The following is a 23845-nucleotide window of genomic DNA, read 5'->3' as shown; positions in this document are numbered from 1 at the left end:
TACTGCGACGTCAGCACTTCCGGCGCGCCGGGCTAGACGCGCGTCGACTCGCGGAGCACCAGTTCCGGGCGGAACACGACATGCTCGGGCTGGTGCTCGGCCGGCTGCCTCGCGGCCGCCATCAAGAGATCGATGGCGGTGGACCCGATGGCCTGCGCGGGCTGGCGGATGGATGTCAACGGCACCACCGCAGACCGTGCAAAATCGATGTCGTCGTATCCCACCAGGGCGATGTCGTCGGGCACCCGCAGCTCCCCCGCGAGCGAAAACGCCTGCAGCGCACCGATGGCCAGCAGGTCGTTGGCGCAGAACACGGCGTCGGGTCTGGTGCGCGGCGACCGGGCGCGCAGCATCTCCCCCACTCGGCGACCCTCCAATACGGTCAGCGCCTGGGTCGCGATGAACTCCAGTTGGGCGCCCGCGACATCGGCCACCGCCAACTGTGCGCCGGCGCGCCGGTCACGGACCTGCCTGAGCTCGGTCGGTCCGCCAACGAATGCCAGCCGCCTGCAACCGGTTTCGCACAGATGCTGGACGGCAAGGCGACCGCCGGTGACGTCGTCCACCGCTACCGAGTCGAAGGGCGTCCCGGTGCCGTCGCGGTCGACCAGAACCACCGGCGTGCCACGGCGGTGCAGCGCGAGAAGCCGTTCCAGCTCGTCGCCGATGGGCGTGATCAGCAGGCCGAACACACGCTGCTCGTCAAACGCGTCGACGTAGGTCCGCTCCCGCTGCCGATCGTCGTCCGACGTGCCGAGCAGGACTGTCAGATTGTGTTCCGCCGCCCGGCGTTCGGCCGCGCGGGCGACGTCTGTGAAGAAGGGGTTGCCGACGTCGAGAACGACCAGACCCACGCTGCGTGAGCGGCCCGCTCGCAGTTGACGAGCGGCATCGTTACGGACGAACCCCAGCTGGTCGATCGCAGCCTGGACGCGGGCGACGGTCGCCGGCGCCACCTTCTCCGGGGAGTTGAGCACGTTGGACACCGTGCCGATCGACACCGACGCCGCGGCGGCGACCTCCCGCATGCTCACCACGCTTCCATCACACCAGATGGCGCGGGAATCTCAGCGAACCCCGACGGGCCGCGGCTCGTAACGATGCGCCGGGAAGTGCCGGGCCACCAGCGCCCGCAGCCCGTCGAGATCATCCGCGACGAGGCCCCGCGCCCGTGCTGTGAGCAATACATTGCCCAATGCGGTGGCTTCGACGGGGCCGGCCAAGAGCGGCATTCCGAGCCGATCGGCTGTCAGCTGACACAGCAGTTCGTTCTGCGAGCCGCCCCCCACGATGTGCGCGGCGGTCACCGAGATGCCCGACAGCCGTGCCGCGGTTCGTACGGCAGAGGCGAACGCCGCGGCCAGGCTCTCGACGATCGCGCGGACGATTCCGACCGGACCGTCAGGTGCGGGCAGATCGTGGTCGGCGTACCAGTCGGCGATGCGCTGCGGCATGTCTCCCGGCGGGAGGAAGCGCGGGTCGTTGGTGTCGAACACCTCGATCGGGGCGGGCGCGTGCGCAGCGCGGACCAGAAGTGATCTCAGGTCCGCCGCCCGGCCGTCACGTTCGTACTGACCGACCGTTTCGCTGAGTAACCACATTCCCATCACGTTGTGCAGGAACCGGATTCGACCGTCGACACCGACTTCGTTGGTGAAGTTGGCCTCACGCGCCGAATCAGTCAACACCGCCGCCGGAAGCTCTACCCCCACCAAACCCCAGGTGCCACACGAGATGTACGCGGCGTTGTCACGCTCCATGGGGATGGCCGCCACCGCCGACGCGGTGTCGTGCGAACCAGTCGAGATCACCTCGACGCCGCCGATCAGACCCAACCGTCTACCCGTATCGGGCAGGAGCGGCCCACGGCTGCTGCCCGCTTCGACGATGTCGGGAAACATGGACCGGTCGATGTGCAACAGGGTCATCAGGTCGGCGTCCCAGCCACCGTCGACGCCCAGCAGTCCGGTCGTCGAGGCGTTGGTCCGTTCGGCGGCCCGTTCGCCGGTGAGCCAGTAATTCACCAGGTCCGGCACCAGCAGCACGGTGTCGGCCAAGTCCAGCAACCCGTCGGCGCGCTCCGCAGCCAGCTGATACACCGTGTTGAAAGGCAGGAATTGCAAGCCGTTTCGGGCGTACAACTGCGCAGGGTTCACCTCAGCGTGCACGATGTCGACGCCGCGTTGCGAGCGCTCGTCACGGTAATGATGGGGCGCTCCCAGCAATCGGCCGTCGCGCAGCAGGCCGTAGTCGACGGCCCACGAATCGACCCCGATACCCACCAGGTTCTCGGCGTCGCGGCCCGCCGCGGCCAAGCCCTCGCAGATGTGCCGGTACAGCCCGGCCACATCCCAGTGCAGGGCCTCACGCCGTCCGTTCCAGATGCTCACCGGGCCATTGGCAAACCGCGTGACCAGCCGCATGTCGAGCCGGTCGGCCCCGACGTCGCCCAGCATGACCCGACCGCTGGTGGCCCCGAGATCGACGGCCGCGACCTGCCCGTTCACGCTCATCGCAAGAAGGCCGCGGCGACACCCGCGTCGACCGGGACGTGCAGGCCCGTGGTGTGGGAGAAGTCCGAGGTGCACAGCGCGAACGCCGCGTTGGCGATGTTCTCCGGCAGCACTTCGCGTTTCAGCAGTGTGCGTTGCGCATAGTACTTGCCGAGGTCCTCTTCGGGCACCCCGTAGACGGCCGCCCGTTTCGCGCCCCAGCCACCGGCGAAAATGCCCGAGCCGCGAACCACACCGTCGGGGTTGATGCCGTTGACCTTGATGCCGTGCTCGCCGAGTTCGGCCGCCAGCAGCCGCACCTGATGCGCCTGATCGGCCTTCGTCGCCGAGTAGGCGATGTTGTTGGGGCCGGCGAATACGGAGTTCTTCGAGGAGATGTAGATGATGTCCCCGCCGAGCTTTTGGTCGATCAGCGCCTTGGCCGCGGCCCTGGACACCAGAAACGAGCCGCGGGCCATCACGTTGTGCTGCAGGTCCCAGTCTGCTGCGGTGGTCTCCAGCAGCGACTTGGACAGCGACAGCCCGGCGTTGTTGACGACGATGTCGACGCCGCCGTAGGCCAGCACCGTCGCGTCGATGGCGGCTTGGACGGCGTCCTCGTCGGTGACGTCGGCGGCGATTCCGATGGCGACGTCGGCGTTGCCGATCTCCTGCGCCGCCGCAGAGGCCTTTTCGGCATCCAGGTCAGCAATCACCACACACGCCCCCTCGGCGGCCAGCCGGGTCGCGATGGCCTTTCCGATACCGGACGCCGCTCCTGTGACCAGCGCGATGCGAGTGGCCAACGGCTTGGGCTTGGGCATCCGCGCCAGCTTGGCCTCTTCCAGCGCCCAGTACTCGATGCGGAACTTCTCACCCTCGTCGATCGGGGCATAGGTGGAGATGGCTTCGGCGCCGCGCATGACGTTGATCGCGTTGAGGTAGAACTCACCGGCCACCCGTGCGGTCTGCTTGTCCCTGCCATAGCTGAACATTCCGACGCCGGGGATCAGCACGATGGCAGGGTCGGCGCCGCGGATGGCCGGGCTGTCGGCGGTGGCATGCCGGTCGTAGTACGCCTGGTAGTCGGTGCGGTAAACCTGATGCAGCTCTTCGAGCCGCTGTCGGCACTGCTCGACGGACGCGTCGGCCGGCAGGTCCAGCACCATCGGCTTGATCTTGGTGCGCAGGAAGTGGTCAGGGCAGCTGGTCCCCAACGCGGCCAGACGTGGGTGCGCACTGCAGGAAAGGAACTCGAGGACCCGCGGGTCGTCGGTGAAATGTCCGACCTGGGGCCTGTCCGTGGAGGCCAGGCCGCGGATCAGCGGTGCCAGCGCGGCCGCCTTGGCGCGGCGCTGGTCGGCGGGAAGTGCGCCGTAGCCGTCCAGCGCGGCGCCGAACGGCTGCGGCCTGCCGTTGGCGTCGAGGTAGCGCTGCGCGGTGTCGATGATCTCCAGCGAGCGTGCCTCGGCCTCGGCCGAAGTGTCACCCCACGCCGTGATGCCGTGCCCACCGAGAATGGTCCCGATCGCCTGCGGGTTGCGCTCCTTGATATCGGCGATGTCCAGACCGAGTTGAAACCCGGGCCGCCGCCAGTGAATCCACACCACACGATCGCCGAAGATCTGTTTCGTCAACGCCTCGCCATCCGCCGCGGTGGCCAGGGCGATACCGGAGTCGGGGTGCAGGTGATCGACATGGGCCGCGTCAACCAAACCGTGCATGGCGGTGTCGATCGAGGGCGCCGCACCGCCGCGGCCGTGCAGGCAGTAGTCGAACGCGCTGACCATTTCGTCCTCGCGCTCGACGCCGGGGTAGACGTCGACGAGCGCGCGCATGCGATCCAGCCGCAGCACGGCCAGCCCCTGCTCGGTGAGGGTGCCAAGGTCTCCACCGGAACCCTTGACCCACAGCAATTCCACCGACCGGCCCGTCACCGGGTCGGTGTCGCGGCCCTTGGCCGATGTGTTGCCGCCGGCGTAGTTGGTGTTCTTCGGGTCGGAACCCAGACGGTTGGACCGTGCGATCAGTTCGGCCACAGTGCTATTCGTCATCGTTTCATGCTCCCCATGATGATTGGGTTCCGCCGACTCGCTCGGCGTTGACGGTCTCCTGGTAGCCGGACTCGGCGAATGCGGCCATCGGATCTGCGGGCAGCCCGCGATCCTCGCGCCACTGCGCGAGCGAGGGCCGAACGTCGGTGTAGAACGCATCCATGAAAATGGCGTTGGCGCCGAGGACATCGCCGGCCTCTTGCGCCGCACCGAGCGCGTCGAGATCGATCAGAAGTGCCCGCGCGGTCATCTCGGCCACGTTCAGCACAGATCGGATCTGGCCGGGAATCTTCGCCTCGATGTTGTGGCACTGGTCCAGCATCAGCGCCACGTCAGAATTCGCGTCGAGACCACCCCCGCGGATCACCTCGAACATGATCCGGAAGAGCTGGAACGGGTCGGCCGCACCGACGATCAGGTCGTCGTCGGCATAGAAACGCGAGTTGAAGTCGAACGAACCCAGCTTTCCCAGACGCAGAAGTTGAGCGACGATGAACTCGATGTTGGTGCCGGGGGCATGGTGGCCGGTGTCCAGGCACACCTTGGCGCGCTCGCCCAATGCGCTCACCTGGGCGTAGGACGTGCCCCAGTCCGGCACGTCGGTCATGTACATCGCCGGCTCGAAGAACTTGTACTCCAACACCATTCGTTGGTCCGGCCCGATGTGTTGATAGATCTTCGCCAAGGATTCGGCGAGTCGGTCCTGGCGGCCGCGGATGTCGCCCTGCCCCGGATAGTTGGTGCCGTCGGCCAGCCAGATTTTGAGATCCTTCGAACCGGTCTGGTTCATGATGTCGATGCAGGCCAGGTGGTGGTCGATTGCCTTCTGTCGCACCGCCTTGTCCAGGTGGGTCAGGCTGCCGAACTTGTAGTCGTCGTCCTGAAACGTGTTGGAGTTGATGGTGCCCAGCCCGACGCCGTGGTCTTTGGCGAAGTTGCCCAGCGCCTGGTAGTCGTCGACGCGGTCCCACGGAATGTGCAGGGCGACACTGGGCGCCAGCCCGGTGAAGTGGTGCACGGTGGCCGCGTCGGCGATCTTCTCCTCGACGGTGCGTGGGGTGCCGGGAGTACCGAAGACCTTGAACCTCGTCCCAGAGTTGCCGAACGCCCACGACGGCAGTTCGATCGACAGGTTGTCGAGCAGTGAACTCATCGTGTCACCGCCCCGGCGTGCTCGGTGGACGCCGGCACGGCCTCGCCGTACCGCTCGATCTCGATCTCGCGCAATGTCTTACCTCGTGTCTTGGGCGCCCAGAGTCCGCCGATCAGCATCGCGACGGTCAGCAGTCCGATCAGCAGCAGGCCGACCGCGGTGAGCCCGGTGACCGCCAGCAGGGTCGGGAAGAAGTAGCTCAGCAGGCCGGTGAAGCTGCGCACCACGCAGAACATCACGCCCTGTGCGCTGGCCCGGTACGGGGTGGCGAACATCTCGCTGGCCCACAGGCTGTAGAAGGCCTGGGCGCCGATACCGCTGGAGACGCCCCACAGGACCGCGAAGATGAGCATGGTCGGCACACCGTTGTCGGTGAAGGCGACGAGCACTCCCCAACCGACGATGCCCAGAGCCGCGCCGATGACGTAGAGCAGGCGCTGTGACATGCGGTCGGCGAACTTCATGAACCCGAAGTAGGTCGCCGCCACCGTGCAGCCCCAGACCAGCACCTGCAGCAGGTTCTGACCGACCGCGCTGTGCAGGCCCGCCGTGTCATACACCCGGGGCATGAAGATGCCGGCCTGGCCCGCGACGGTGTTCCAGAAGAGATAGATGCCGCCGAGGAACAGCAGCGCAGTGATGTTGACCTTGCGCGAGAACAGTCCGCGCAATCCGCGTAGTCCAACCGACGATGCGACGTCGGCGGACTCGGACTTGGCTTCGTCCGACCAGATCTGCGATTCCTGCAGACCCTGGCGGACCCACCAGACAACGGCGGCGACGACGAACAGGTGCGCGAAGATCAGCCGCGACCCGAACAGCCCGAGAGGTGCGACGGCGGCGGCCAGGGCGAAGCCGATCAGTGGGCCGATGGACCAGGCCAACTGGGCGGTGCCGACGTGCTTGGCGCGTTCGACCGACGGCGCCTGCTCGGCGATGTAAGTCCAGGACGCGGGCACGCCCGCACCGACGGCGATGCCGGTGATGATGAAAGCCGCCAGCAGCATGGTGTAGTCCACGGCGCACGCGGCCAGCACCACACCGACCATGTAGACCAGCAAGTCGTAGGTGTAGATCGCTTTTCGGCCGAACCTGTCGCACAGCGGACCGCCCAGGATGGCGCCGATGGCGGCGCCGAAGGCATTGGCGCTCAACGCTGCCAGCAGTCCCACGGCGAAGTTGCTGATGCCGAATTCTGCTTGCCAGAACGCCAGGCTGGTGGCGATGGCGATGATGGATCCGGCTTCGATGTAGTTGGACATGGCGACCGCGATGGTCGCTCGCCATCCGGTGGTGGACCGCGCTCCGAGTTTCATGGGCAATCCTTTGATGTCGCTGGTGCGGTGGAATTCAGTCGAGGTGGAAGTACTCGACGAGTTGTTGCATGGCCGTGTCCGGGTGGGCGCCGGAATCGGCACCGCCCGGGTTGCGGAAGTACTGGGCCATACCGGACTGCCACCGCGCGTTGACGTCGGTGGCGGCCATCCGGGCTTGTGCGGCGGCGAAGTCGTCGGTTTCGAGGTATCCGACCACCAGTCCGTCGTCAGGGCGGACGAACAGGGAGTAGTTGCGCCACCCGGCGTCACGCAGGGCGTCGAGCATCTCCGGCCACACGGTGTCGTGGACGCCGAGGTACTCCTGGACGCGATCGGGATTGAGGTGCAGCAGGAAGCAGACCCTCTCGGTCGCCGCGGCTGCCATCTCCGTCTCCTGGTGATTGAAACGTTTCAATTAGTGACTACGGTCACGGTAGGCCCCTGGCGGCGGCCAGTCAAGGTGCCGCAATGGCGGCGCTGGTGGGCAGGCCTGTCGCGCATTTGTTGGGATCGGTAGCCATCTGGGCGGGTTGTGCTTGCCCGACTCGTATGCCAACGGGACGGCACAGCGTGAAAGGAGCCCGCCATGCACCGAACCCATATCGCAGCGATTGCGATCGCCGCCTTCGCCTCGGGTGGCCTGAATGTCGCCTGCCTCGGGTCGGCGACCGGCACCGCGCACGCCGAGACCTTGTGTTCGCCGTCGAACGCGAACACTGCGCCGTGTGCACCGCCCGAGGGGCCGCCCGGGACGTGCGACGCGTTCGGCAATTGCGGCCAGCTCTGGTGCCCTGGTTCGGGAATGAGCGGCATACCGGACTGGGACAAGAGCGTCTGCCACACCTTCTACTTCGACCCCAACGCTCCCTTGACGGAGCCGATCATCATCGCGGGTCAGCCTCCCGGGCCGCCGCGTCCTCCCCAGCCGCCCTGCATCCCGCTGATCAACTGCCTGCCGGGATTGTGATTGGGCAGAGTGCGCGTGCGCAGGTTCAGGTGGTGCCCGATGGCGGTCGGCACGCCTTCGTCGCCGACCTCCAGTAACGACTTCGGCGTGGATCGTCTTGTGTTTCAGTACTTTTGGCCCGGCCACCCGTGCTCGTTTCGTCATCGAGGCGATCACTCCACCATCGCGCAGGATGTCGGTGCCCGTCAGGTAACCCGCTCTGTCGCTTGCGCAGAACGCAAGCAGCTCTGCCATCTCTTCCGGCTTGGCCCAGCGCGGGACCGCAGGGTCGGCGACCATCGCACCGGCCCCGGCCTTCTCGTCGAGCCTGCCCATCTCGGTGTCGACAGAGCCCGGGGAGCCCGAGACGATGCGAAGCCCTTGACATCGCGCGTCCTCGGGCGCAATGTCGCACGCCGACAGCATCTCGTCCGTGAAGCGGTCTTCGTCCGTCAGGGCGAGCGGGAATTGTTGTGTCGGAATCACACTCTCGGGCAGCATGTGTGCCGCCATCGACGCGACGTTGACAATGGTGGATCCTTAGCCCGCTGCCTGCGTGAAGGCCTCGTTGACGTTGAGCGTAACGAGCGCGTTGGTTCTCATGACATATTCGGCGTCGCCCATGCTGGGGCTCACCCCAGCGGGGTGGATCACCGAGGCGACGGGCCCGAGGCCGGCGGCGGTCTCGAGCAGCCGGACTACGGCCTGCCGGTCGGTCACGTCGCAGTTGACGATCGTGGGAGTGATTCCGACGTCCTCGAGGGTGGCGGCCGCGATGTGGAGCCGCTCCTGCCTGACGTCGCACAGGACGACTGTGTGGTCCCGGCCCACGATGCCGGCCGTGGCCAGACCCATACCACCCGCGCCGCCTGTGATCACCGACACCCGACTCATGTCTGGACCGTATCCTCCGGGCCCGGCGCATGAAGAAGGGGCGCCCTGCACAGGGCGCCCCTTCTTCTCAAGGCTGGTGCGTCAGCGGCCGTTGCCCACGCTCGACGTGACCGAACCGGTCGTCGCCTGCTGCTGGATGTCGCGCACCCAGTCGTGATGGCCGATGTCGGCGCTGGCCGGTGCGGCCAAGCCGAACAGGGCTGCGGCGAAACCGGTGGCGATGACGCTGGCGAATCCGAACTTCTTCATGTCGGTCCCTCTTCTCGTACTGCGGCGATTTTGTTCTCTGCGGTCCGGTTGGGAGGCCATCCCGGCCGGTATGACTGCTACAACCAGCAGGTCAGGGCATCCATTTCCATCGGCAGTAATTGATCGACACGTGGCAGCAATCAATCGGTTCCGGGCCTGAATCCCATGAGTTGTCCTCCGTTGCAGCGGTGTTCATCGCCGCCACGGCATTGCCGTCAGATGGCGCCAGTCGTCGATGGCAACGATGTCGAACTCAGTCTTTGACGATGAGTTCGAGCTGGATGTTGTCAGGGTCGCGGAAAACCACCGTTGAGTAGGTGATCGGCTCCGTTTCGTCGACGATGCCGGAGTGGGCGACGCCAAGCTCGTCCAGCCATGCGGTCCAGGTGACCAGATCGGCGCGATCGGCCACCTGGAACGACACGTGATCCAACCCTGTGCGCGCTTCGTCGAACGGTCCACCATCATTACCGATGTTGGTGTGCAGCCCGAAAACCAAACCCGATCGCGGCTCAGGCAACAACACGGAGTAGCCGGTCTCCTCGCGTCCGTGGTGTGGGATCGTCACGTCCTGACGTTCGGTGCGGAACACCCGCTGATACCAGGCGGCGCTGGCCTCGAGATCGGTGACGGTCAACGACAGATGGTGGACCCCGGTGAATCTGGCGTCGATGACGTCACTCAAGGTGGCCTCCCCATGCGTTCTGCTCATCGCAACCGATGACGGCGAGGTTGACGCCGGCGCATTCCGTGCCCGGTTCTGACGCATTCCGATTCGGCCGTCGTTGACGATGGCGTATTTTAACTGGTCTGTGTCGCATGGTAACCCGGGCGAACATTCGCATCCGGTTCAACACGACAAGGGATCGCGATGGGCGAGCAATGTAACGCCGAGGAGCTGCGCACCCTGTTCCTCTTCGAGCACCTGTCGGATGCACAGCTCGACATCCTGTGCGCCGATGGCCGCATCGAGAGTTTTCCGCCGGGGCCGCTGTTCACTGAAGGCGAACCGGCGACATGCTTCTACGTCCTGATCGACGGCGAGTTGGTGATGTCGGGCCGGACCGGCGGCATCGACGTCCAGACACACCGCACGTCCCAACGCGGCATCTACTGCGGCGCCTGGTCTGCCTATGTCCCGATTCCCGAGCCGACTTACGAGGTTTCCATCCGGCTCCTCCGCCCATGCAGATTCTTCGTGCTGGACGCCGACAAGTTCGCCCACTTCATGCAGACCCAGTTTCCGATGGCCGTACACCTGCTCGCCGGCCATACGCTCGGCGGTCTGCGACAACAACAGATCGTCGGCCAGCGGGCACGGCTGCAGGCGCTCGGCACCATCACCGCAGGACTGACGCATCAACTGAACAATCCCGCCGCGGCCACCGCTCGTGCTGTCGCAGGGCTGCGCGAGAGTGTCGGCAATCTGCGACGCAAACTGGCGATGATCGCCGGCGGCGGATTCACCCCCGAGTCCCTGCATGCTTTGGCGACAATTCAAGACGACGTCGCCGAACACGTCGGCACGTCGACGCTTCTGGAACTGAGCCCGCTGGAGTCGTCCGACCGGGAGGAACAGATCAGCGCCTGGCTTGACGATCACGCCGTCGCAGGTGGCTGGGACTACGCACCGACGTTCGTGGATGCGGGGCTGGATGTCGGCTGGCTGGACCGAGTGTGGGCAACAATTCGCCCACCACAAGGTGGGTCGGCCGGCGGCGTTTTGCAAGGTGCCGTCGATTGGCTGAAACACACGATCGACACCGAGTTGCGGATGCGGGAAATCACCGAGGCCAGCAAGCGGATATCAGCCCTGTTGGCAGGCGCCAAGCAGTACTCACAGATGGATCGAGGCGACTATCAGTACGTCGACGTCCACGAACTCTTGCGCAGCACGCTGCTGATGTTCGACACGCGATTAAGCCAGACCGGTCCCATCCGGGTGGTGACCGAGTGGGATCTCGCTCTTCCCGAAATCCTCTGCTATGCAGGTGATCTCAACCAGGTGTGGACGAATCTCATCGAGAACGCCATCCAGGCCATGGACGGCCACGGTACCTTGACCATGCGGACCGGTTGGGAGTGTGACGGCGTTGTCCGCGTCGAGATCTGCGACGACGGTCCGGGTATCGACGAAGACATCATCGATCGCATCTTCACCCCGTTCTTTTCCACCAAGCCCGTCGGCGAGGGCACCGGACTCGGCCTGGACCTGGCGTGGCGGATCGTCGAGAAGCACGGGGGCACCTTGACCGCGCAATCCGCCCCCGGTGACACGAGATTCGTCGTGTGTCTGCCGGTGGAGGCGCCCCCTCCCGAGATGTCGGGATCCGACGAACTAGGCGGGGGTGTTGTCCAGCAGTGAGATCAGCTCGAGGGCGGCCGGACCGGAGGATGCCGGGTTCTGGCCGGTGATGAGGCGGCCGTCGGCCACGACGTTGCAGGCGAAGTTCTCCACCTTGGAGAAGTCGGCGCCCTTGCCGACGAGTTCGTCTTCGACGAGGAACGGCACCACCTGTGTGAGGCCCATGGCCTCCTCCTCGTCGTCGGTGAAGCCGGTGACACGCCGGCCCGCGACCAGCGGGGTGCCGTCGGAATTCTTGGCATGACGCAGCACACCGGGTGCATGGCACACCAGCGCGATGGGCTTGCCGGACTGCACGATTCGTTCGATCAGCTCGACGGATACCGGGTCCTCGGCGAGGTCCCACAGCGGGCCGTGCCCTCCCGGGTAGAACACCGTATCGAAGTCGTCGGCGCTCACGGAGTCCAGTTGGACCGTCGCATTCAGCTGGGCCTCGGCCTCGGCGTCGGCTTCGAAGCGCCGCGTCAGATCCGTCTGGAAATCGGACTCATTGCTTTTCGGATCCAGGGGAGCGCGGCCACCTTTCGGCGAGGCCAGGGTGATCTCCCAGCCGGCGTCCTTGAAGTGGTAGTAGGGCGCGGCGAGTTCCTCGAGCCAGAATCCGGTCTTGCGCCCGGTATCGCCGAGCTGGTCGTGTGAGGTCAAGACGATCAGGATCTTCATGGCAGAGAAGCGTAGGGGCCCGTTGCGGACGAAGAGTGGATTCGCCCGCATACGCAGAAGGGGCACCCGTCGTCCGGGCGCCCCTTCGGTGTGTTCGTGGGGTCAGCGGCCGTTGCCGACGGTCGAGGTCACCGAGCCGACGGTGGCGTGCTGCTGGATCTCATGCACCCAGTCGTGGTGCACGACGTCGGCGTTGGCCGGTGCGGCCAGACCGAACAGGGCTGCGGCGAAACCGGTGGCGATGACGCTGGCGAATCCGAACTTCTTCATGTCGATCCCTCTTCTCGTACTGCGGCGATTTTGTTGTCTGCGGTCCGGTTGGGAGGCCATCCCGGCCGGTATGCCCGCTACAACCAGCAGGTCAGGGCATCCATTTCCATCGGCAGTAATTGATCGACACGTGGCAGCAATCAACCGGTACGGGGGACCGCCGCGGCCTCTCGGTTGGCTCGGGTCACATCCGCGAGTAGCGGGCCATCGCGAAGCTGTACAGGCCGTATGCCGCGAAACCCACGGACGCGATCAGAAGCAGCGCTCGCCCTGAGGGCGCCTGACCCAGTGTCTTCACCGCCGCATCCAGGCCCGTCGCCTTGGCCGGGTCGGTCGTCAGGGATGCGACGATGAGCAGGGTGCCTGCGCAGCACAGCACCACTCCCTCTAGGAAATATCCGCAGAGGCCCAGTCCGGTGACGACCCGACCGTGGGAGACGGTCAGGTCGTCCAGGAACTTCTTCGATGCGCCCTTGTAGGCGTAGTAGCCGCCGATCACCACGATCACTGCGCCCCCGACGATCAGAGCCGCTCTGCCCCAGTCCGTTTCCATGAGTCGGGCGCTGAGTCCGGCGTTCTGCCGGCTGCTGGATTGGCGGCTGCCGACAGCGAACCGCGCGGCGGTCACGGCAACGCCGCAGTACACGAGAAGCAGACCGAATGCCTTCAGCCGGTTACTCACGCGATGGTCGGCGGCATCCGCATCCGGCCCCTCGGCAGGGTGTAGTCCGATGATCGATTCGGCGAGCCGCCACAGTGCCAATGGAATGAGGGCAACCACGATGGCCCATAAGGCGACCGAGCCTTCGGCCGTGGTCGCGATGGTGGCGAGCGCACCGGAGAGATCGGCATCTCCCCCGCCGCCCCGAGCGATCCGCAGGATGATGAACGCGATCAGCAGGTGCAGCGTCCCGCTGACCGTGAAGCCGGCGCGGGCGGCCAGTTGTAGCGCGCCGTTCCGGGTGGCCCGATGAACCGCACCCCAGCGGCGCTTTCGGGTCCTTCGCAGGGTCATCGTGCAATGTGTACCCGCGGGCCAGGCTTCTATGCGGTCGTGGCGACCCTGGCACATACGACAGGGAACGAGGCGCCACCCATGACCGCAGGTTTGCCTGGCAATGCCCTGTCACTGCACTCATTGGTGACCTCGCGGGGCACGCTCGAGCTGTGATTGCACGACGTCCCCGTTCCGACCCCCGCCGACCACGAGGTGCTGGTACGCGTCGAGGCCTCGCCGATCAATCCATCGGACCTGGGCTTGCTCACGGCATGGCCTGGGGAATCGGAGGATGGCTGCTGACCCCGTTCCTCCAGAAGCCGGCGCCGAGACAATCGGATGGCTCCTGGCCCCCGTGGCCGCGGAACTGACCACGACATTCGCGAGTGCCTACCCCCGGGGAGTGTCACTCGCCGGCATGCTCGAGCCGGACGCGTTCAATGCCTACGTGAAACGAGCAACCGGGGAGAAGTTCCTGGTGACCCCGCAGGCATCATGAATTACGCGGCGCGGTCGGTGAGAGTGCTTTCGCGACGAAGGCGGCGGCCTGATCGGCCGTTCCGTTGTCCTTGTATGCGCTGTGCGCGGCCCGGTCGAGGCCGCCGGGGAAGCAGACCGGGTCGCCGGTATCACACAGCTGCAAAGTCTTGGCCGTGTAGAGGTGTCCGACGGTGATCGGCGGTGCGTCAGGGTCGACCAGATTGAGGAACCAGTTGTCCGGTGTGCCGAACAGCACTACCGCTGCAACGTGATTGGCGATCGCCGGTGCCATCGGCCCGGTGCCGTCGGGCAACACCAGCCCGGCCGGAACCGCGTCGAAGGTCAGGTAGGCGGCCACCGCGGCGCCCTGCGAGTAGCCGCCGAGCACGATCCTGGTGTCCGGGCAGTTCGCCGCGATCGCCTGCACCCTGTTGCTGGCGTCGACCACGCCGTCCGCGGCGGCCGGGAAGTCCAACGACGCGGGATAGTTCACGCCGTATACGTCGACGGGATCGCCACCCAGCCGGGCGTTGAGCGCGTCGACGAACGCCTGCCCGGTGGCACCCACTCCGGGAGCCTCGAACGTTCCGCGCGCGAAGACCACCTCGACTTTCGGGCATGACGGATCTTGGGCTACCGCTGGAGCGGTCGCCTGCGGTCCCATCACCGCCGCGAAGGACACCACGGTGGCAGCCAGCCAACGAAGCCTCCGTCGGCGGGAAGCGGCCAGCCTCGAGGCGTAGATTCCCATATCGTCCCCTTCACAGCCGTCTCCAAGCGAGTCGCATAAGACTGCCACGGCTGACGGCCGCAGGCGTATACCTGCCAGCGGGAAGATGTCCGTGCCATCGTTCGACTGAACTATCGGGACCTGCGGTGGTCGTAGTGCCGTCGCGCGCGGGCCCGGTTGCCGCAATCCGCCGAACTACACCAGCGCCGGCCGCGTTGGTGGCTGTTGTCGACAAAGAGCCACCCGCACGCGGCGTCGCCGCACTCCTTGACGACGGGGAGGGCCACCGTGTCGAGGAGTGCTACCGCCGCGACGGCTATCCGGTTGACCGGTGTGTCCACGATCAGCGCCTGATCGACCCATCGCACTCGATCGCCGGCGATGCGCAGTGTCTGGTTGCGCAGCGCTGCCCGATACTCGTCGACGACCGCCGAGGTGTCCGAAGAGTCCGACGTCCACAGCGCGTGCAATGCCTCACGGAGGTGGTGCGCGCGGCGCAGCACGCGTCGGGCCGCTCGTTCGTCGGACATGCCGGCCGCCTGTACGGCGCGGCGTTCGATGCTCGACATCACATCGGCGTGCCATGCCCACCCGACGAGGGAGGCGAAGTCGACCAGATGATCGGTTCGCCGGGCGGGATCGCCACGCCATGTCACCGTGTTGACGAAGTCCACGGCCGGATGGCCGCCACGAAGATCGAGCTCTGCAGCGCCGGCATGATTCGTCACCCCGCCGATTCTAACGGTCAAATTAGGTTTAGCCCATTAGACAGAGTGTTAATCGAAAGACATGAGCCACTTTCAAGACCGGCTCGCCCCGTCCGGGCTCGGCCTGGGAGCCCTGTTCGTGTCCGCGTCGGCGGTGATCCTCGGATTGGCCGGCACCACGCCGGCAACAGCCACCCTGGCACGCAGCGCGTTCGCTCTTCCGGTGCTCGCGGTGCTCGCCGCCCGTGAGCGCCGCCGCTCGGGCGGGCTGACAACGGACCGAACGGCTTGGTCGGTCGTGTGCGGTGTCCTGTTTTGCGGCGACATGCTCTTGTGGACCCAGTCCATATCCGAAGTCGGCGCCGGATTGTCGACCGTGCTCGTCAACGCGCAAGTGGCCATCGTGCCGCTGTTGGCCTGGCTCATCGATCGTGAACGGGTGCCGCAGCGGTTCCGGCGGGCGCTGCCGGTCGTCCTGACCGGAGTCGTCCTCGCAGGCGGCGTGCTCGAACATGGCGTCGGCGGAAGCGATCCCTTTCGGGGCACGCTGCACGCCATCGGCGCCGCGGTGTGCTATTCGGGCTTCTTGTTCCTGCTGCGGCGCGGCGGTCGGCGCGGGCAGCCCGTGCAGACGTACACCGTCGTGTTGGTGACTTCCGCTGTGCTGTCAATCGTGGTCGGGCCGTTTTGGCACGGACTCGAGCTGGCACCGGGCGCGGAGACGACCGGCTGGTTGATCCTCGTCACGGTGACCGGCCAGCTGCTGGGCTGGCTGTTGGTTGCCTACTTCTCGCCGCGACTACCGAGTGACCTGAGCTCGGCGCTGCTCCTGTTGACTCCGATCGGGGCAATCGTCCTGAGCGCTGTCGTGCTCGACGAACGGCCGTCGCCGGCCCAGCTGGTGGGCTGCACGCTGATCTTGCTGGCCGGCTACCTCGGTACCAGTCGGGTAGGCAGCACAACTAGACGATCCGCCAGATTCTGTACACAAGGGAGACGAGGCTGATGACGATGGCTACAACGCCGAGAACGACGGCGGCGATGGCCGACTTGCGGTTTGTGGCCCTCTCTTCCGCCACGGCATCCAGGCCGGCCAAACCCAGCGTCACAGCCAGACTGCCGAACAGAAGTCCGGCCAGCAACGCACTGGTGATCACGGCCAGTATCCCGCGGGCGAGGGCGGTGTCACCCACGGTGTTCTCGCGGACGGGGCGAGCGGGTGCGTGGTTAAACGGTGCGGTCATGTGCCGCGACGGTAGTCACGAGTCCTGTTGGTGCGCTGTGTCCACCAGACTCGAGCTCGTGCAGGCACAGTCCCGGCGAATGCCGGTGCCGTTCGCCGTCGCGGCCGTTCTCGCGTCGTTCGCATTCGCCATCGGCACCGGACCTGAACGGCATCGCCCGGCGCGCCTGACCGCCCAGGTCGGCTAGGCAGGCCGGCGGGCTCCCGGCAGGTCGGCCCACAGCGCGCCGGCCGTCCGTTCGGCTTCGCGGATGCCGCATTCGAGGTCGACGCTGACAACCAGCAGCTCCGAGTCGTCGCCCTGGCCCACCCGCCTCGCCTGCGCGGCGATCATCCCGTCTGGCGCGATCACTCTGCTCTTTCCGAGCAACTCATCACCGCACTGGTTGGCCATCACCCACCACTGGCCGTTGACCAGGGCGTTAGCCGGATACAGCACGTCCCACCAGGATTCGGCTGCGATTTCGTACGCCGCCGGTTCGACGACGACCCGGGCACCGAGGTCATGTAGCTGCCTGGCGTACGCCGGATGGTCACCGTCGAAGCAGGTGCTGATACCGACCGTGCCGATTCCCTCGATGTTCACCACGGTCGGCCCGGCGCCTGCCGCGAACACCTTGTCCTCACCCAAGGGGGTGTACAGGTACACCTTGCGGTGCGCGGCCTCGAGAGTGCCGTCCGGCCCGTAGACCGCGGCGGTGTTGTAGACGACGTCACCATCCCGCTCGGGTGCCGAGCCGGCGAACAGCCAGATGCCATGGGCACGTGCCGCGGCCGCCAGGCGTCGGCTTCGAGGACCGTCGAGGGGTTCGGCGGCATTCCGCGCATCGCGCTCCAAGGTCGCGGGATCGTATCCGCAGGGCCACAATTCCGGCAGAACGACGAGACCGCAGCCACGCCGAGCGAGGTCGTCGACGAATGCCAGGGCGTCGCGCAGATTTCGATCTGGCTCGTTGCAGCCGGGCAACCACTGCGCCATCCCGATGGTGACGCTGCCGCTCAATTCACGACGCTCCTCTCGGCTCAGAGCCAAGGCCGACTATCGTCGCGCCGTCGTCGCCCCGTCAAGAACACGTTATCGATGCAACGGTTCGTTTCCCGAGATGACCACTCAGATCGATTTTCGCGATGCGATAGATCGGATATATGAGCTATACAGATGCGGTCACCGCATGAATCATGGAACTGATCACCGAGTGTGTTTGAAGCAGTGGAGGATAGGGTGGCGAACCAAGAGATCGAGGTTCTCGTCGTGGGCGCGGGCCAGGCCGGGATCGCGATGAGCGAGCATCTGAGTTCACACGGCGTGGCGCACCTCGTTCTGGAGCGCGACCGTATCGCCGAGAGATGGCGTTCCTGGCGATGGGATTCCCTGGTGGCCAACGGGCCCGCGTGGCACGACCGATTCCCGGGTCTGGAGTTCGACATCGACCCCGACGGGTTCGCCACGAAGGAAGAGGTCGCGGATTACTTCGTGTCCTATGCGGAGAAGGTCGACGCGCCTATACGTACCGGTGTCGAAGTGATATCAGTGCGAAAAAACAGCGGCCGAACGGGTTTTCGCGTTGAGACATCCCACGGAACCATCGAGGCGCGCTACGTGGTGGCCGCCACCGGCCCGTTCCAGCGGCCGATCACTCCGGCAGTCGTGCCCGACAGTGCCGGAGTCCATCAGATTCACTCCAACTCGTACCGCAATCCTCAACAGCTGCCCGCCGGCGCCGTCCTCATCGTCGGGGCGGGATCGTCGGGGGTGCAGATTGCCGACGAACTCCAGCAGTCGGGTCGGCAGGTCTACCTCGCGGTCGGGCCACACGACCGGCCGCCGCGAAGCTATCGCGGAAGGGACTTCTGCTGGTGGCTCGGAGTCCTCGGCAAGTGGGACGCCTCGGCGCCGCCGCGGGGCGCGGAGCATGTGACCATCGCGGTCAGCGGAGCGCACGGCGGCAACACCGTCGACTTCCGCGCCCTCGCCGCCGGCGGCATCACACTCCTGGGACGGGCAGAGGCATTCGACGGCGGCATCATGCGCTTCGCGCCCGACCTCCGTCTCAACATCGACAATGGTGACGCGAATTATCTGTCCATGCTCGACGAGGCCGACGCCTACCTCGCCCGTAACGGTCTCGACCTCCCCGAGGAGCCGGAGGCCCGGGTTTTCGGCCCCGACCCGGGCTGCATCACCGATCCCATCCTCGAACTCGATCTGACCGCCGCCGGCGTCACCTCGATCGTGTGGGCGACCGGCTTCGCCGTCGACTACAGCTGGCTGCAGGTCGATGCGTTCGACGAAAACGGCAGGCCGAGGCACCAGCGCGGCGTGTCTTCCGAACCCGGTATCTATTTTCTGGGCCTACCATGGCTGTCGCGACGTGGGTCGAGTTTCATCTGGGGCGTGTGGCACGACGCCAAATACCTCGCCGACCAGATCGCAATTCAGCGGGGCTACCTCGCCTACGACGCCGCCCAGCGGATGGTTGCCCGATGACGCACAAGCGGATCCGTCCCTTCAACACCAAAGACACCTACCCCGAGCAGAATCTCGACAACGACCTCTGTCAAGCGGTCGTCGCCGGCGGCGTGGTCTACCTGCGCGGGCAGATCGGTCAGGATCTGGACACTCGGGAATCGGTCGGCATCGGCGACGTCGAGGCGCAAACCGAGAAGGCGATGGGCAACATCGCCATGCTCCTCGACGAGGCGGGCAGCTCACTGCAGGACATCGTCAAGGTCACCGTGTATCTCACCGACATCCGATACCGCGAAACGGTATACCGGGTCATGGGACGTTGGCTCAAAGGCGTCTACCCGGTCTCGACCGGGCTTGTCGTCCAGGCACTCGCGCGCCCCGAATGGCTGGTCGAGATCGACGCCACCGCAGTCATGAGCGAGCCGAAGGGCACCGACCGATGACATTCTCCCTCGTGGCACGGGACCCCGGCACGGGCGCATTTGGCATCGTGGTCTGTTCGTCGAGCCCCGCGGTGGCGTCGCGATGCGCGCACGCGCGGGCGACCGTCGGCGTGGTCGCGTCACAGAACGTCACCAACCCGGCACTCGGAACACTCGTCCTCGACGCGCTCGCCGGTGGTTCGGACGCCGAAGCCGCTCTCGAAGCCGCACTGGCACAGGAGCAATTCCCGGACTACCGGCAACTGACTGTCGTCGACGTCCGCGGCAACACCGCGGTGCATTCCGGGACGCGCAGCCTCGGTGTGCACACCCACACCCAAGGTGATCAAGCAGTCGCCGCCGGCAATCTCCTCAAACACGAAGGGGTGATCGCCGAACTTCTGGCCGGCTACTGCGACAGCGGTGCGGCCGCTTTCGAAGAACGTCTGCTCGACGGCCTGCGGGCGGCGCTCGCCGCCGGCGGTGAAGACGGCCCGGTGCACGCCGCAGGCATGGTCGTGGTGGAGGACGTGCCGTGGCCGGTGACCGACCTGCGGGTGGACTTCGCCGACGATCCGGTCACAGCTCTGGCCGAACTGTGGCAGCTGTGGAAGCCGCAGAAAGACGACTATCGGGTGCGTGGCATCGACCCGACCCGCGCGCCGTCATACGGAGTACCCGGGGATCTGTGACAACCATCGACACCGCCATAGCCGCAGGTGTGGCCGCCGCCCACCCGCACCTGATCCACCTGTCCCGTGATCTCTACGATCATCCCGAAACCGCGTGGGAAGAGGTTCGTTCAGCGCGGCGGGTCGCGGGACAGTTGTCAGACCGCGGGTTCGACGTCACCGATCACTACTGCGGCCTCGACACGGCATTCGCCGCGCACATCGGCAGCGGGGACCTCCACATCGCGCTGTGCGCCGAATACGACGCCCTCCCCGGCCTCGGCCACGCGTGCGGTCACAACCTGATCTCCGCGATCACGGTCGGGGCAGCGCTTGCACTGGCGTCCGTCGTCGACGACCTCGGTCTGACATTGACGGTGATCGGCACACCGGCCGAAGAGGGCGGCGGCGGCAAGATCGAGATGCTCGAACGCAGTGGTTTCGCCGGACAACACGCCGCCGCAATGGTTCACCCCGGTCCCGTCGATGTGGCCAGGGCACGGCCATTTGCCGTGTCACACAGCCACATCGAATACCGGGGAAAGGCGGCACACGCCGCCGCCTACCCCGAACTAGGCATCAATGCGGCGGACGCGTTCACGGTCGCACAGGTCGCGATCGGCCTGCTGCGCCAGCAACTGCCTTCATCGGTGCGAGTACACGGCATGATGACGCGCGGCGGGGAGGCGCCCAACGCCATCGCCGAACGCACCGAGGGACGTTGGTATGTGCGGGCCGAGACGCTCACCGAACTGGCCGATGTCGAGGCCCGCGTCATGCGCTGCTTCCAGGCCGGCGCGCTGGCTTCCGGCGCCGATCTGACCGTCACGCCGGAGTCCAAGCCTTACGCGGAATTCCGAACCGACGAAGAACTTCTCGCGTGCTACGAGCGGCGCGCAATCGCGGCCGGCAGGCACTTCAACTCGGGACCGGACGCCATGATGGCGCGGGCGTCCACCGACATGGGTAACGTCTCCCAGGTTCTGCCGGCAATTCACCCGTACATCGGCATCGATTCGTTGCCTGCGGTCAACCATCAAGCCGAATTCGCCGAGGCCACCATCACCACCGCCGCCGAAACGGCCATCGCGCAGGGAGCGCTCGCCCTGGCCGGCACGATCGTCGACGCCGCCTCCCGTAGCGATATCCGCCACCGGCTGCTGACCGGCCCCTACCCCGACCAGGCCCCGGCCTAGGTTCGGCGCGTCGGAGCAGTCAGATTCTCCGGCCGCATCAGCTCGGTCAGCCGGTCGGCACCGAGAAGACCGCGTTCCACCACGAGGCTGGCGATATCGCGGCCCGATTCCAGTGCCTCCGTGGCCAGCGCAGTGGCGGCCTCGTAGCCGATGTGCGGATTCAGCGCGGTGACCAGACCGATCGAGCGATCCACGGTGGCGCGCATGTGCTCCACGTTGGCCGTGATCCCGGCGACGCACCGCATCCCCAGCGTCTCGCAGGCCGCGGTGAGGTGGGTCAGGGATTCGAAAAGGCTGTGAGCGATGATCGGCTCGAATGCATTGAGCTGTAACTGGCCGCCTTCGGCCGCCATCGTCACGGTGACGTCGTTGCCGATCACTTCGAAGGCCACCTGGTTGACCACCTCGGGGATCACCGGGTTGACCTTGCCCGGCATGATCGAGGAGCCCGCCTGCACCGGCGGCAGGTTGATCTCGCCGAGTCCGGCGCGCGGGCCCGACGACAGCAGGCGCAGGTCGCTGCAGATCTTGGACAGCTTCACCGCGGTGCGTTTGAGCACACCTGAGATCTGGACGAACGCGCCGACATCTTGCGTCGCCTCGACGAGATTGGTCGCCGTCACCAGTGGCAGGCCGGTGATGGCGCACAGTTCGACGCACACCAGGCGGGCGTAGTCGGGGTGCGAGTTGAGCCCCGTGCCGATCGCCGTGCCACCCAGGTTGATTTCGGCGATCAGCGTTGCGGCCTCGCCCAGCCGTTCGGCATCCTCACGCACCATCACCGCATAGGTGCCGAACTCCTGTCCCAGCGTCATCGGCACCGCGTCCTGCAGCTGAGTACGGCCCATCTTGAGATGGTCGGCGAACGCTATCCCCTTGTCCGCGAACGCATTTGCCAATTGGTTCATGGCGAGCCGAAGCCGGCCCACCGCGACCTGCAGCGCCACCTTGACCGCCGTCGGGTACACGTCGTTGGTGCTCTGCCCCAGATTGACGTGTTCGAGTGGATGGAGGTGGGCATATTCGCCGCGGCGGTGGCCGAGGATCTCCAGGGCGCGGTTGGCGATCACTTCGTTGGCATTCATGTTCGTGGACGTGCCCGCGCCGCCCTGGATCACGTCGACCACGAACTGGTCGTGCAGAACTCCGGCGCGGATCTCATCGCACGCCGCCACGATCGCGTTGGCCCGCTCCGCATCAAGTAGACCGAGTCCGCTATTGGCCTTGGCGGCAGCCGCTTTGACAGCCGCCAGCGCATCCACGAGATCGTGATAGGTCGAGATCGGAATCCCGGTTATCGGGAAGTTCTCGACGGCCCTCAGGGTGTGGATGCCGTAGTAGGCGTCGGCAGGAACCTCCCGCTCACCCAGCAAGTCGTGCTCGACACGGGTGCTCATTTTTCCATCATGACCCTCACGTGTTGATCTGTAAAACACAGATTTACGACGATATACATCAGGTGTGCAGATGCTGGGCCGGCGCCCTCCGGCCTAGTCCGCATTCTCCTGCTGATTGAAGATGTCGCGCGCCGCCGCGGCGACGGCGCGGGCCCGTGCCGTGGGGCGCACACTCTGCTGACGCGCCAGCACGATCGGTAATCCCGGTACGTCGTCACGGATCGGCACGGCACTGACCTTGCCGCCGTCATAGGTCTGGCCGTGAGTGGGCAGCTGGTTGAGTATCGAGAAGCCGTGCCCGCGGGCCACCAATGCGCGCACCGTCTCGTAATTGGCCGAGCGATAGCGGATCGTGGGTGTCACGCCGGCGTCGGTGAGCATCGATTCGAAGTAGTCGCGACTGTCCGGCAGGTCGAGCAGCACCATCGGCTCGTCGGTCAGATCGGTCAGCCGAATCGACTTGCGTCCGGCCAGCCGGTGGTCGGGAGGCAATGCCACATACGGGTCGGCGACGCCGAGGTATTCGGTTTCCAGGCCTTGACCCAGCGCCAGGTCGTAGGTCAGCGCCAGCTCCGCGGTGCCGTTGCGTAGTACCGTGCGCATGGCGTCGGCCGACGTCTCGATCACCTCGACCTCCAGGTCGGGATGTTTCGCGCTGAGGTCGGACAGCAACCGCGGCAGAACAAACGGTGTCAAGGTGATGAAGCACGCCAACCGCACGGTCCCCCGGACCTGGTCGACGTGGCCGCTGGCGCCGTCGAGCACCTCGTCGAGATGAGCCAGCAGGGCGCGGGTGTCGCGCAACATGTCCTCGCCGGCGCTGGTCAGCGCCAGACCACGGGCCCGGTGCCTAATGAAAAGCTGGGTTCCGATCTGCTGTTCGAGCTGGCTGATGGCGGCCGAGACCGCGGACTGTGCGATGTGCAGATCGTCCGCGGCCTTGGTCATCGAGTAGTACGTCGCGGCCTTCACGAAGTACCGCAACTGCGTCAGCGTGACGTCGGGACGTCGGCGCATCCGCGTACTCCTCGCCTGCAAATTCGGTGGTACCCGCAGCCAGCATTACAGATGCGCAGTCACCGAACCACCAGTCGCGCGGACCGCTTCCTCGCGCGGGGGACAGTGACCGG

At 66.1% G+C, this 23845-nt stretch carries 25 protein-coding genes and 2 pseudogenes; 9 read left to right on the top strand and 18 right to left on the bottom strand.

What is annotated here, in order from left to right:
- Positions 1–32: 32 nt before the first annotated feature.
- The 6 genes from ACVWWN_RS05060 to ACVWWN_RS05035 are packed head-to-tail and all read right to left on the bottom strand — an operon-like array spanning position 33 to position 7400.
- Entirely contained in the window at positions 33–1028 is a 996-nt protein-coding gene (locus tag ACVWWN_RS05060; protein WP_457148998.1) for a LacI family DNA-binding transcriptional regulator, read from the bottom strand.
- Positions 1029–1067: 39 nt separating this feature from the next.
- Positions 1068–2513 (bottom strand): rhamnulokinase, encoded by a 1446-nt coding sequence (locus ACVWWN_RS05055; RefSeq protein ID WP_457142918.1) that lies wholly within the window; start codon positions 2511–2513, stop codon positions 1068–1070.
- Positions 2510–4546 (bottom strand): bifunctional aldolase/short-chain dehydrogenase, encoded by a 2037-nt coding sequence (locus ACVWWN_RS05050; protein ID WP_457142917.1) that lies wholly within the window; start codon positions 4544–4546, stop codon positions 2510–2512. Before ACVWWN_RS05050 ends, ACVWWN_RS05055 begins: the two co-directional genes overlap by 4 nt.
- A 4-nt stretch (positions 4547–4550) precedes the next feature.
- Positions 4551–5699: an L-rhamnose isomerase gene (gene rhaI, locus ACVWWN_RS05045; protein ID WP_457142916.1), complete on the bottom strand. Its 1149-nt coding sequence runs from the start codon at positions 5697–5699 to the stop codon at positions 4551–4553.
- A complete protein-coding gene (locus tag ACVWWN_RS05040; RefSeq protein ID WP_457142915.1) occupies positions 5696–7015 on the bottom strand; it encodes an MFS transporter in 1320 nt (439 codons plus the stop codon). The genes rhaI and ACVWWN_RS05040 overlap by 4 nt, the downstream gene beginning before the upstream one ends.
- A 34-nt stretch (positions 7016–7049) precedes the next feature.
- Positions 7050–7400, bottom strand: a complete 351-nt coding sequence (locus ACVWWN_RS05035) for an L-rhamnose mutarotase (RefSeq protein WP_457142914.1) — start codon at positions 7398–7400, stop codon at positions 7050–7052.
- A gap of 201 nt (positions 7401–7601) precedes the next feature.
- Here ACVWWN_RS05035 and ACVWWN_RS05030 point away from each other — a divergent pair, with 201 nt between their 5' ends.
- The gene (locus ACVWWN_RS05030) at positions 7602–7982 is read left to right on the top strand and encodes a hypothetical protein (protein ID WP_457149468.1); all 381 of its coding nucleotides are present in this window, start codon (positions 7602–7604) and stop codon (positions 7980–7982) included.
- A 120-nt stretch (positions 7983–8102) separates the two neighbouring features.
- Here the strand turns inward: ACVWWN_RS05030 and ACVWWN_RS05025 are convergent.
- From ACVWWN_RS05025 to ACVWWN_RS05015, 3 genes and pseudogenes are all read right to left on the bottom strand, one after another.
- Positions 8103–8855: pseudogene (locus ACVWWN_RS05025) on the bottom strand (SDR family oxidoreductase); the annotation flags it as partial.
- A gap of 81 nt (positions 8856–8936) precedes the next feature.
- Positions 8937–9104, bottom strand: a complete 168-nt coding sequence (locus tag ACVWWN_RS05020) for a hypothetical protein (RefSeq protein ID WP_457142913.1) — start codon at positions 9102–9104, stop codon at positions 8937–8939.
- A gap of 253 nt (positions 9105–9357) precedes the next feature.
- Positions 9358–9816: a VOC family protein gene (locus ACVWWN_RS05015; protein ID WP_457142912.1), complete on the bottom strand. Its 459-nt coding sequence runs from the start codon at positions 9814–9816 to the stop codon at positions 9358–9360.
- 159 nt (positions 9817–9975) lie between these two features.
- On the opposite strand from ACVWWN_RS05015, the gene ACVWWN_RS05010 reads away from it, so the two are divergent.
- Positions 9976–11469 carry an ATP-binding protein gene (locus ACVWWN_RS05010; protein ID WP_457142911.1) on the top strand — a complete coding sequence of 498 codons (1494 nt, stop codon included), beginning with the start codon at positions 9976–9978 and terminating at the stop codon, positions 11467–11469.
- On the opposite strand, the gene ACVWWN_RS05005 is transcribed toward ACVWWN_RS05010, so the two are convergent.
- From ACVWWN_RS05005 to ACVWWN_RS04995, 3 genes are all read right to left on the bottom strand, one after another.
- The gene (locus ACVWWN_RS05005) at positions 11443–12132 is read right to left on the bottom strand and encodes a type 1 glutamine amidotransferase domain-containing protein (protein WP_457142910.1); all 690 of its coding nucleotides are present in this window, start codon (positions 12130–12132) and stop codon (positions 11443–11445) included. The two genes, ACVWWN_RS05010 and ACVWWN_RS05005, sit on opposite strands and share 27 nt — an antisense overlap.
- A 102-nt stretch (positions 12133–12234) precedes the next feature.
- Positions 12235–12402: a hypothetical protein gene (locus ACVWWN_RS05000; protein WP_457142909.1), complete on the bottom strand. Its 168-nt coding sequence runs from the start codon at positions 12400–12402 to the stop codon at positions 12235–12237.
- A gap of 184 nt (positions 12403–12586) precedes the next feature.
- Positions 12587–13417: a DUF1206 domain-containing protein gene (locus tag ACVWWN_RS04995; protein WP_457142908.1), complete on the bottom strand. Its 831-nt coding sequence runs from the start codon at positions 13415–13417 to the stop codon at positions 12587–12589.
- 251 nt (positions 13418–13668) lie between these two features.
- Between ACVWWN_RS04995 and ACVWWN_RS04990 the strand changes: the two are divergent.
- Positions 13669–13898, top strand: a pseudogene (locus tag ACVWWN_RS04990) (NADH oxidase); the annotation flags it as partial.
- On the opposite strand, the gene ACVWWN_RS04985 reads toward ACVWWN_RS04990, so the two are convergent.
- The gene (locus ACVWWN_RS04985) at positions 13893–14630 is read right to left on the bottom strand and encodes a cutinase family protein (protein ID WP_457142907.1); all 738 of its coding nucleotides are present in this window, start codon (positions 14628–14630) and stop codon (positions 13893–13895) included. The pseudogene ACVWWN_RS04990 and the gene ACVWWN_RS04985 sit on opposite strands and share 6 nt — an antisense overlap.
- A 110-nt stretch (positions 14631–14740) precedes the next feature.
- Entirely contained in the window at positions 14741–15337 is a 597-nt protein-coding gene (locus ACVWWN_RS04980; protein WP_457142906.1) for a CGNR zinc finger domain-containing protein, read from the bottom strand.
- Between the two features lie 61 nt (positions 15338–15398).
- On the opposite strand from ACVWWN_RS04980, the gene ACVWWN_RS04975 reads away from it, so the two are divergent.
- Entirely contained in the window at positions 15399–16322 is a 924-nt protein-coding gene (locus ACVWWN_RS04975) for a DMT family transporter (protein WP_457142905.1), read from the top strand.
- On the opposite strand, the gene ACVWWN_RS04970 is transcribed toward ACVWWN_RS04975, so the two are convergent.
- Positions 16279–16560: a hypothetical protein gene (locus tag ACVWWN_RS04970; protein WP_457142904.1), complete on the bottom strand. Its 282-nt coding sequence runs from the start codon at positions 16558–16560 to the stop codon at positions 16279–16281. The two genes, ACVWWN_RS04975 and ACVWWN_RS04970, sit on opposite strands and share 44 nt — an antisense overlap.
- Before the next feature lie 37 nt (positions 16561–16597).
- On the opposite strand from ACVWWN_RS04970, the gene ACVWWN_RS04965 reads away from it, so the two are divergent.
- A complete protein-coding gene (locus ACVWWN_RS04965; protein WP_457142903.1) occupies positions 16598–16747 on the top strand; it encodes a hypothetical protein in 150 nt (49 codons plus the stop codon).
- Here ACVWWN_RS04965 and ACVWWN_RS04960 read toward each other — a convergent pair.
- Entirely contained in the window at positions 16744–17592 is an 849-nt protein-coding gene (locus ACVWWN_RS04960; RefSeq protein WP_457142902.1) for a carbon-nitrogen hydrolase family protein, read from the bottom strand. The two genes, ACVWWN_RS04965 and ACVWWN_RS04960, sit on opposite strands and share 4 nt — an antisense overlap.
- Before the next feature lie 189 nt (positions 17593–17781).
- On the opposite strand from ACVWWN_RS04960, the gene ACVWWN_RS04955 reads away from it, so the two are divergent.
- From ACVWWN_RS04955 to ACVWWN_RS04940, 4 genes are read left to right on the top strand one after another with little or no spacing between them, the layout of a single operon-like run.
- On the top strand, positions 17782–19047 hold the full coding sequence (locus ACVWWN_RS04955; RefSeq protein WP_457142901.1) for a flavin-containing monooxygenase: 1266 nt from the start codon (positions 17782–17784) through the stop codon (positions 19045–19047).
- Entirely contained in the window at positions 19044–19472 is a 429-nt protein-coding gene (locus ACVWWN_RS04950) for a RidA family protein (RefSeq protein ID WP_457142900.1), read from the top strand. Before ACVWWN_RS04955 ends, ACVWWN_RS04950 begins: the two co-directional genes overlap by 4 nt.
- Complete coding sequence (locus tag ACVWWN_RS04945) at positions 19469–20143, top strand: DUF1028 domain-containing protein (protein ID WP_457142899.1); 675 nt, start codon at positions 19469–19471, stop codon at positions 20141–20143. Before ACVWWN_RS04950 ends, ACVWWN_RS04945 begins: the two co-directional genes overlap by 4 nt.
- Positions 20140–21318 (top strand): M20 family metallopeptidase, encoded by a 1179-nt coding sequence (locus ACVWWN_RS04940; RefSeq protein WP_457142898.1) that lies wholly within the window; start codon positions 20140–20142, stop codon positions 21316–21318. The genes ACVWWN_RS04945 and ACVWWN_RS04940 overlap by 4 nt, the downstream gene beginning before the upstream one ends.
- On the opposite strand, the gene aspA is transcribed toward ACVWWN_RS04940, so the two are convergent.
- Together aspA and ACVWWN_RS04930 are read right to left on the bottom strand one after the other, a co-directional pair.
- On the bottom strand, positions 21315–22715 hold the full coding sequence (gene aspA, locus ACVWWN_RS04935; RefSeq protein WP_457142897.1) for an aspartate ammonia-lyase: 1401 nt from the start codon (positions 22713–22715) through the stop codon (positions 21315–21317). The two genes, ACVWWN_RS04940 and aspA, sit on opposite strands and share 4 nt — an antisense overlap.
- A gap of 93 nt (positions 22716–22808) precedes the next feature.
- Positions 22809–23732, bottom strand: coding sequence for a LysR family transcriptional regulator (locus ACVWWN_RS04930; protein ID WP_457142896.1), 924 nt, complete (start codon positions 23730–23732; stop codon positions 22809–22811).
- Positions 23733–23845: the final 113 nt, after the last annotated feature.

It is taken from the genome of Mycobacterium sp. URHB0021 (assembly GCF_054057895.1).
The sequence above is the reverse complement of the archived record's forward strand: the minus strand, read 5'-3'. Positions and strand labels throughout refer to the sequence as shown.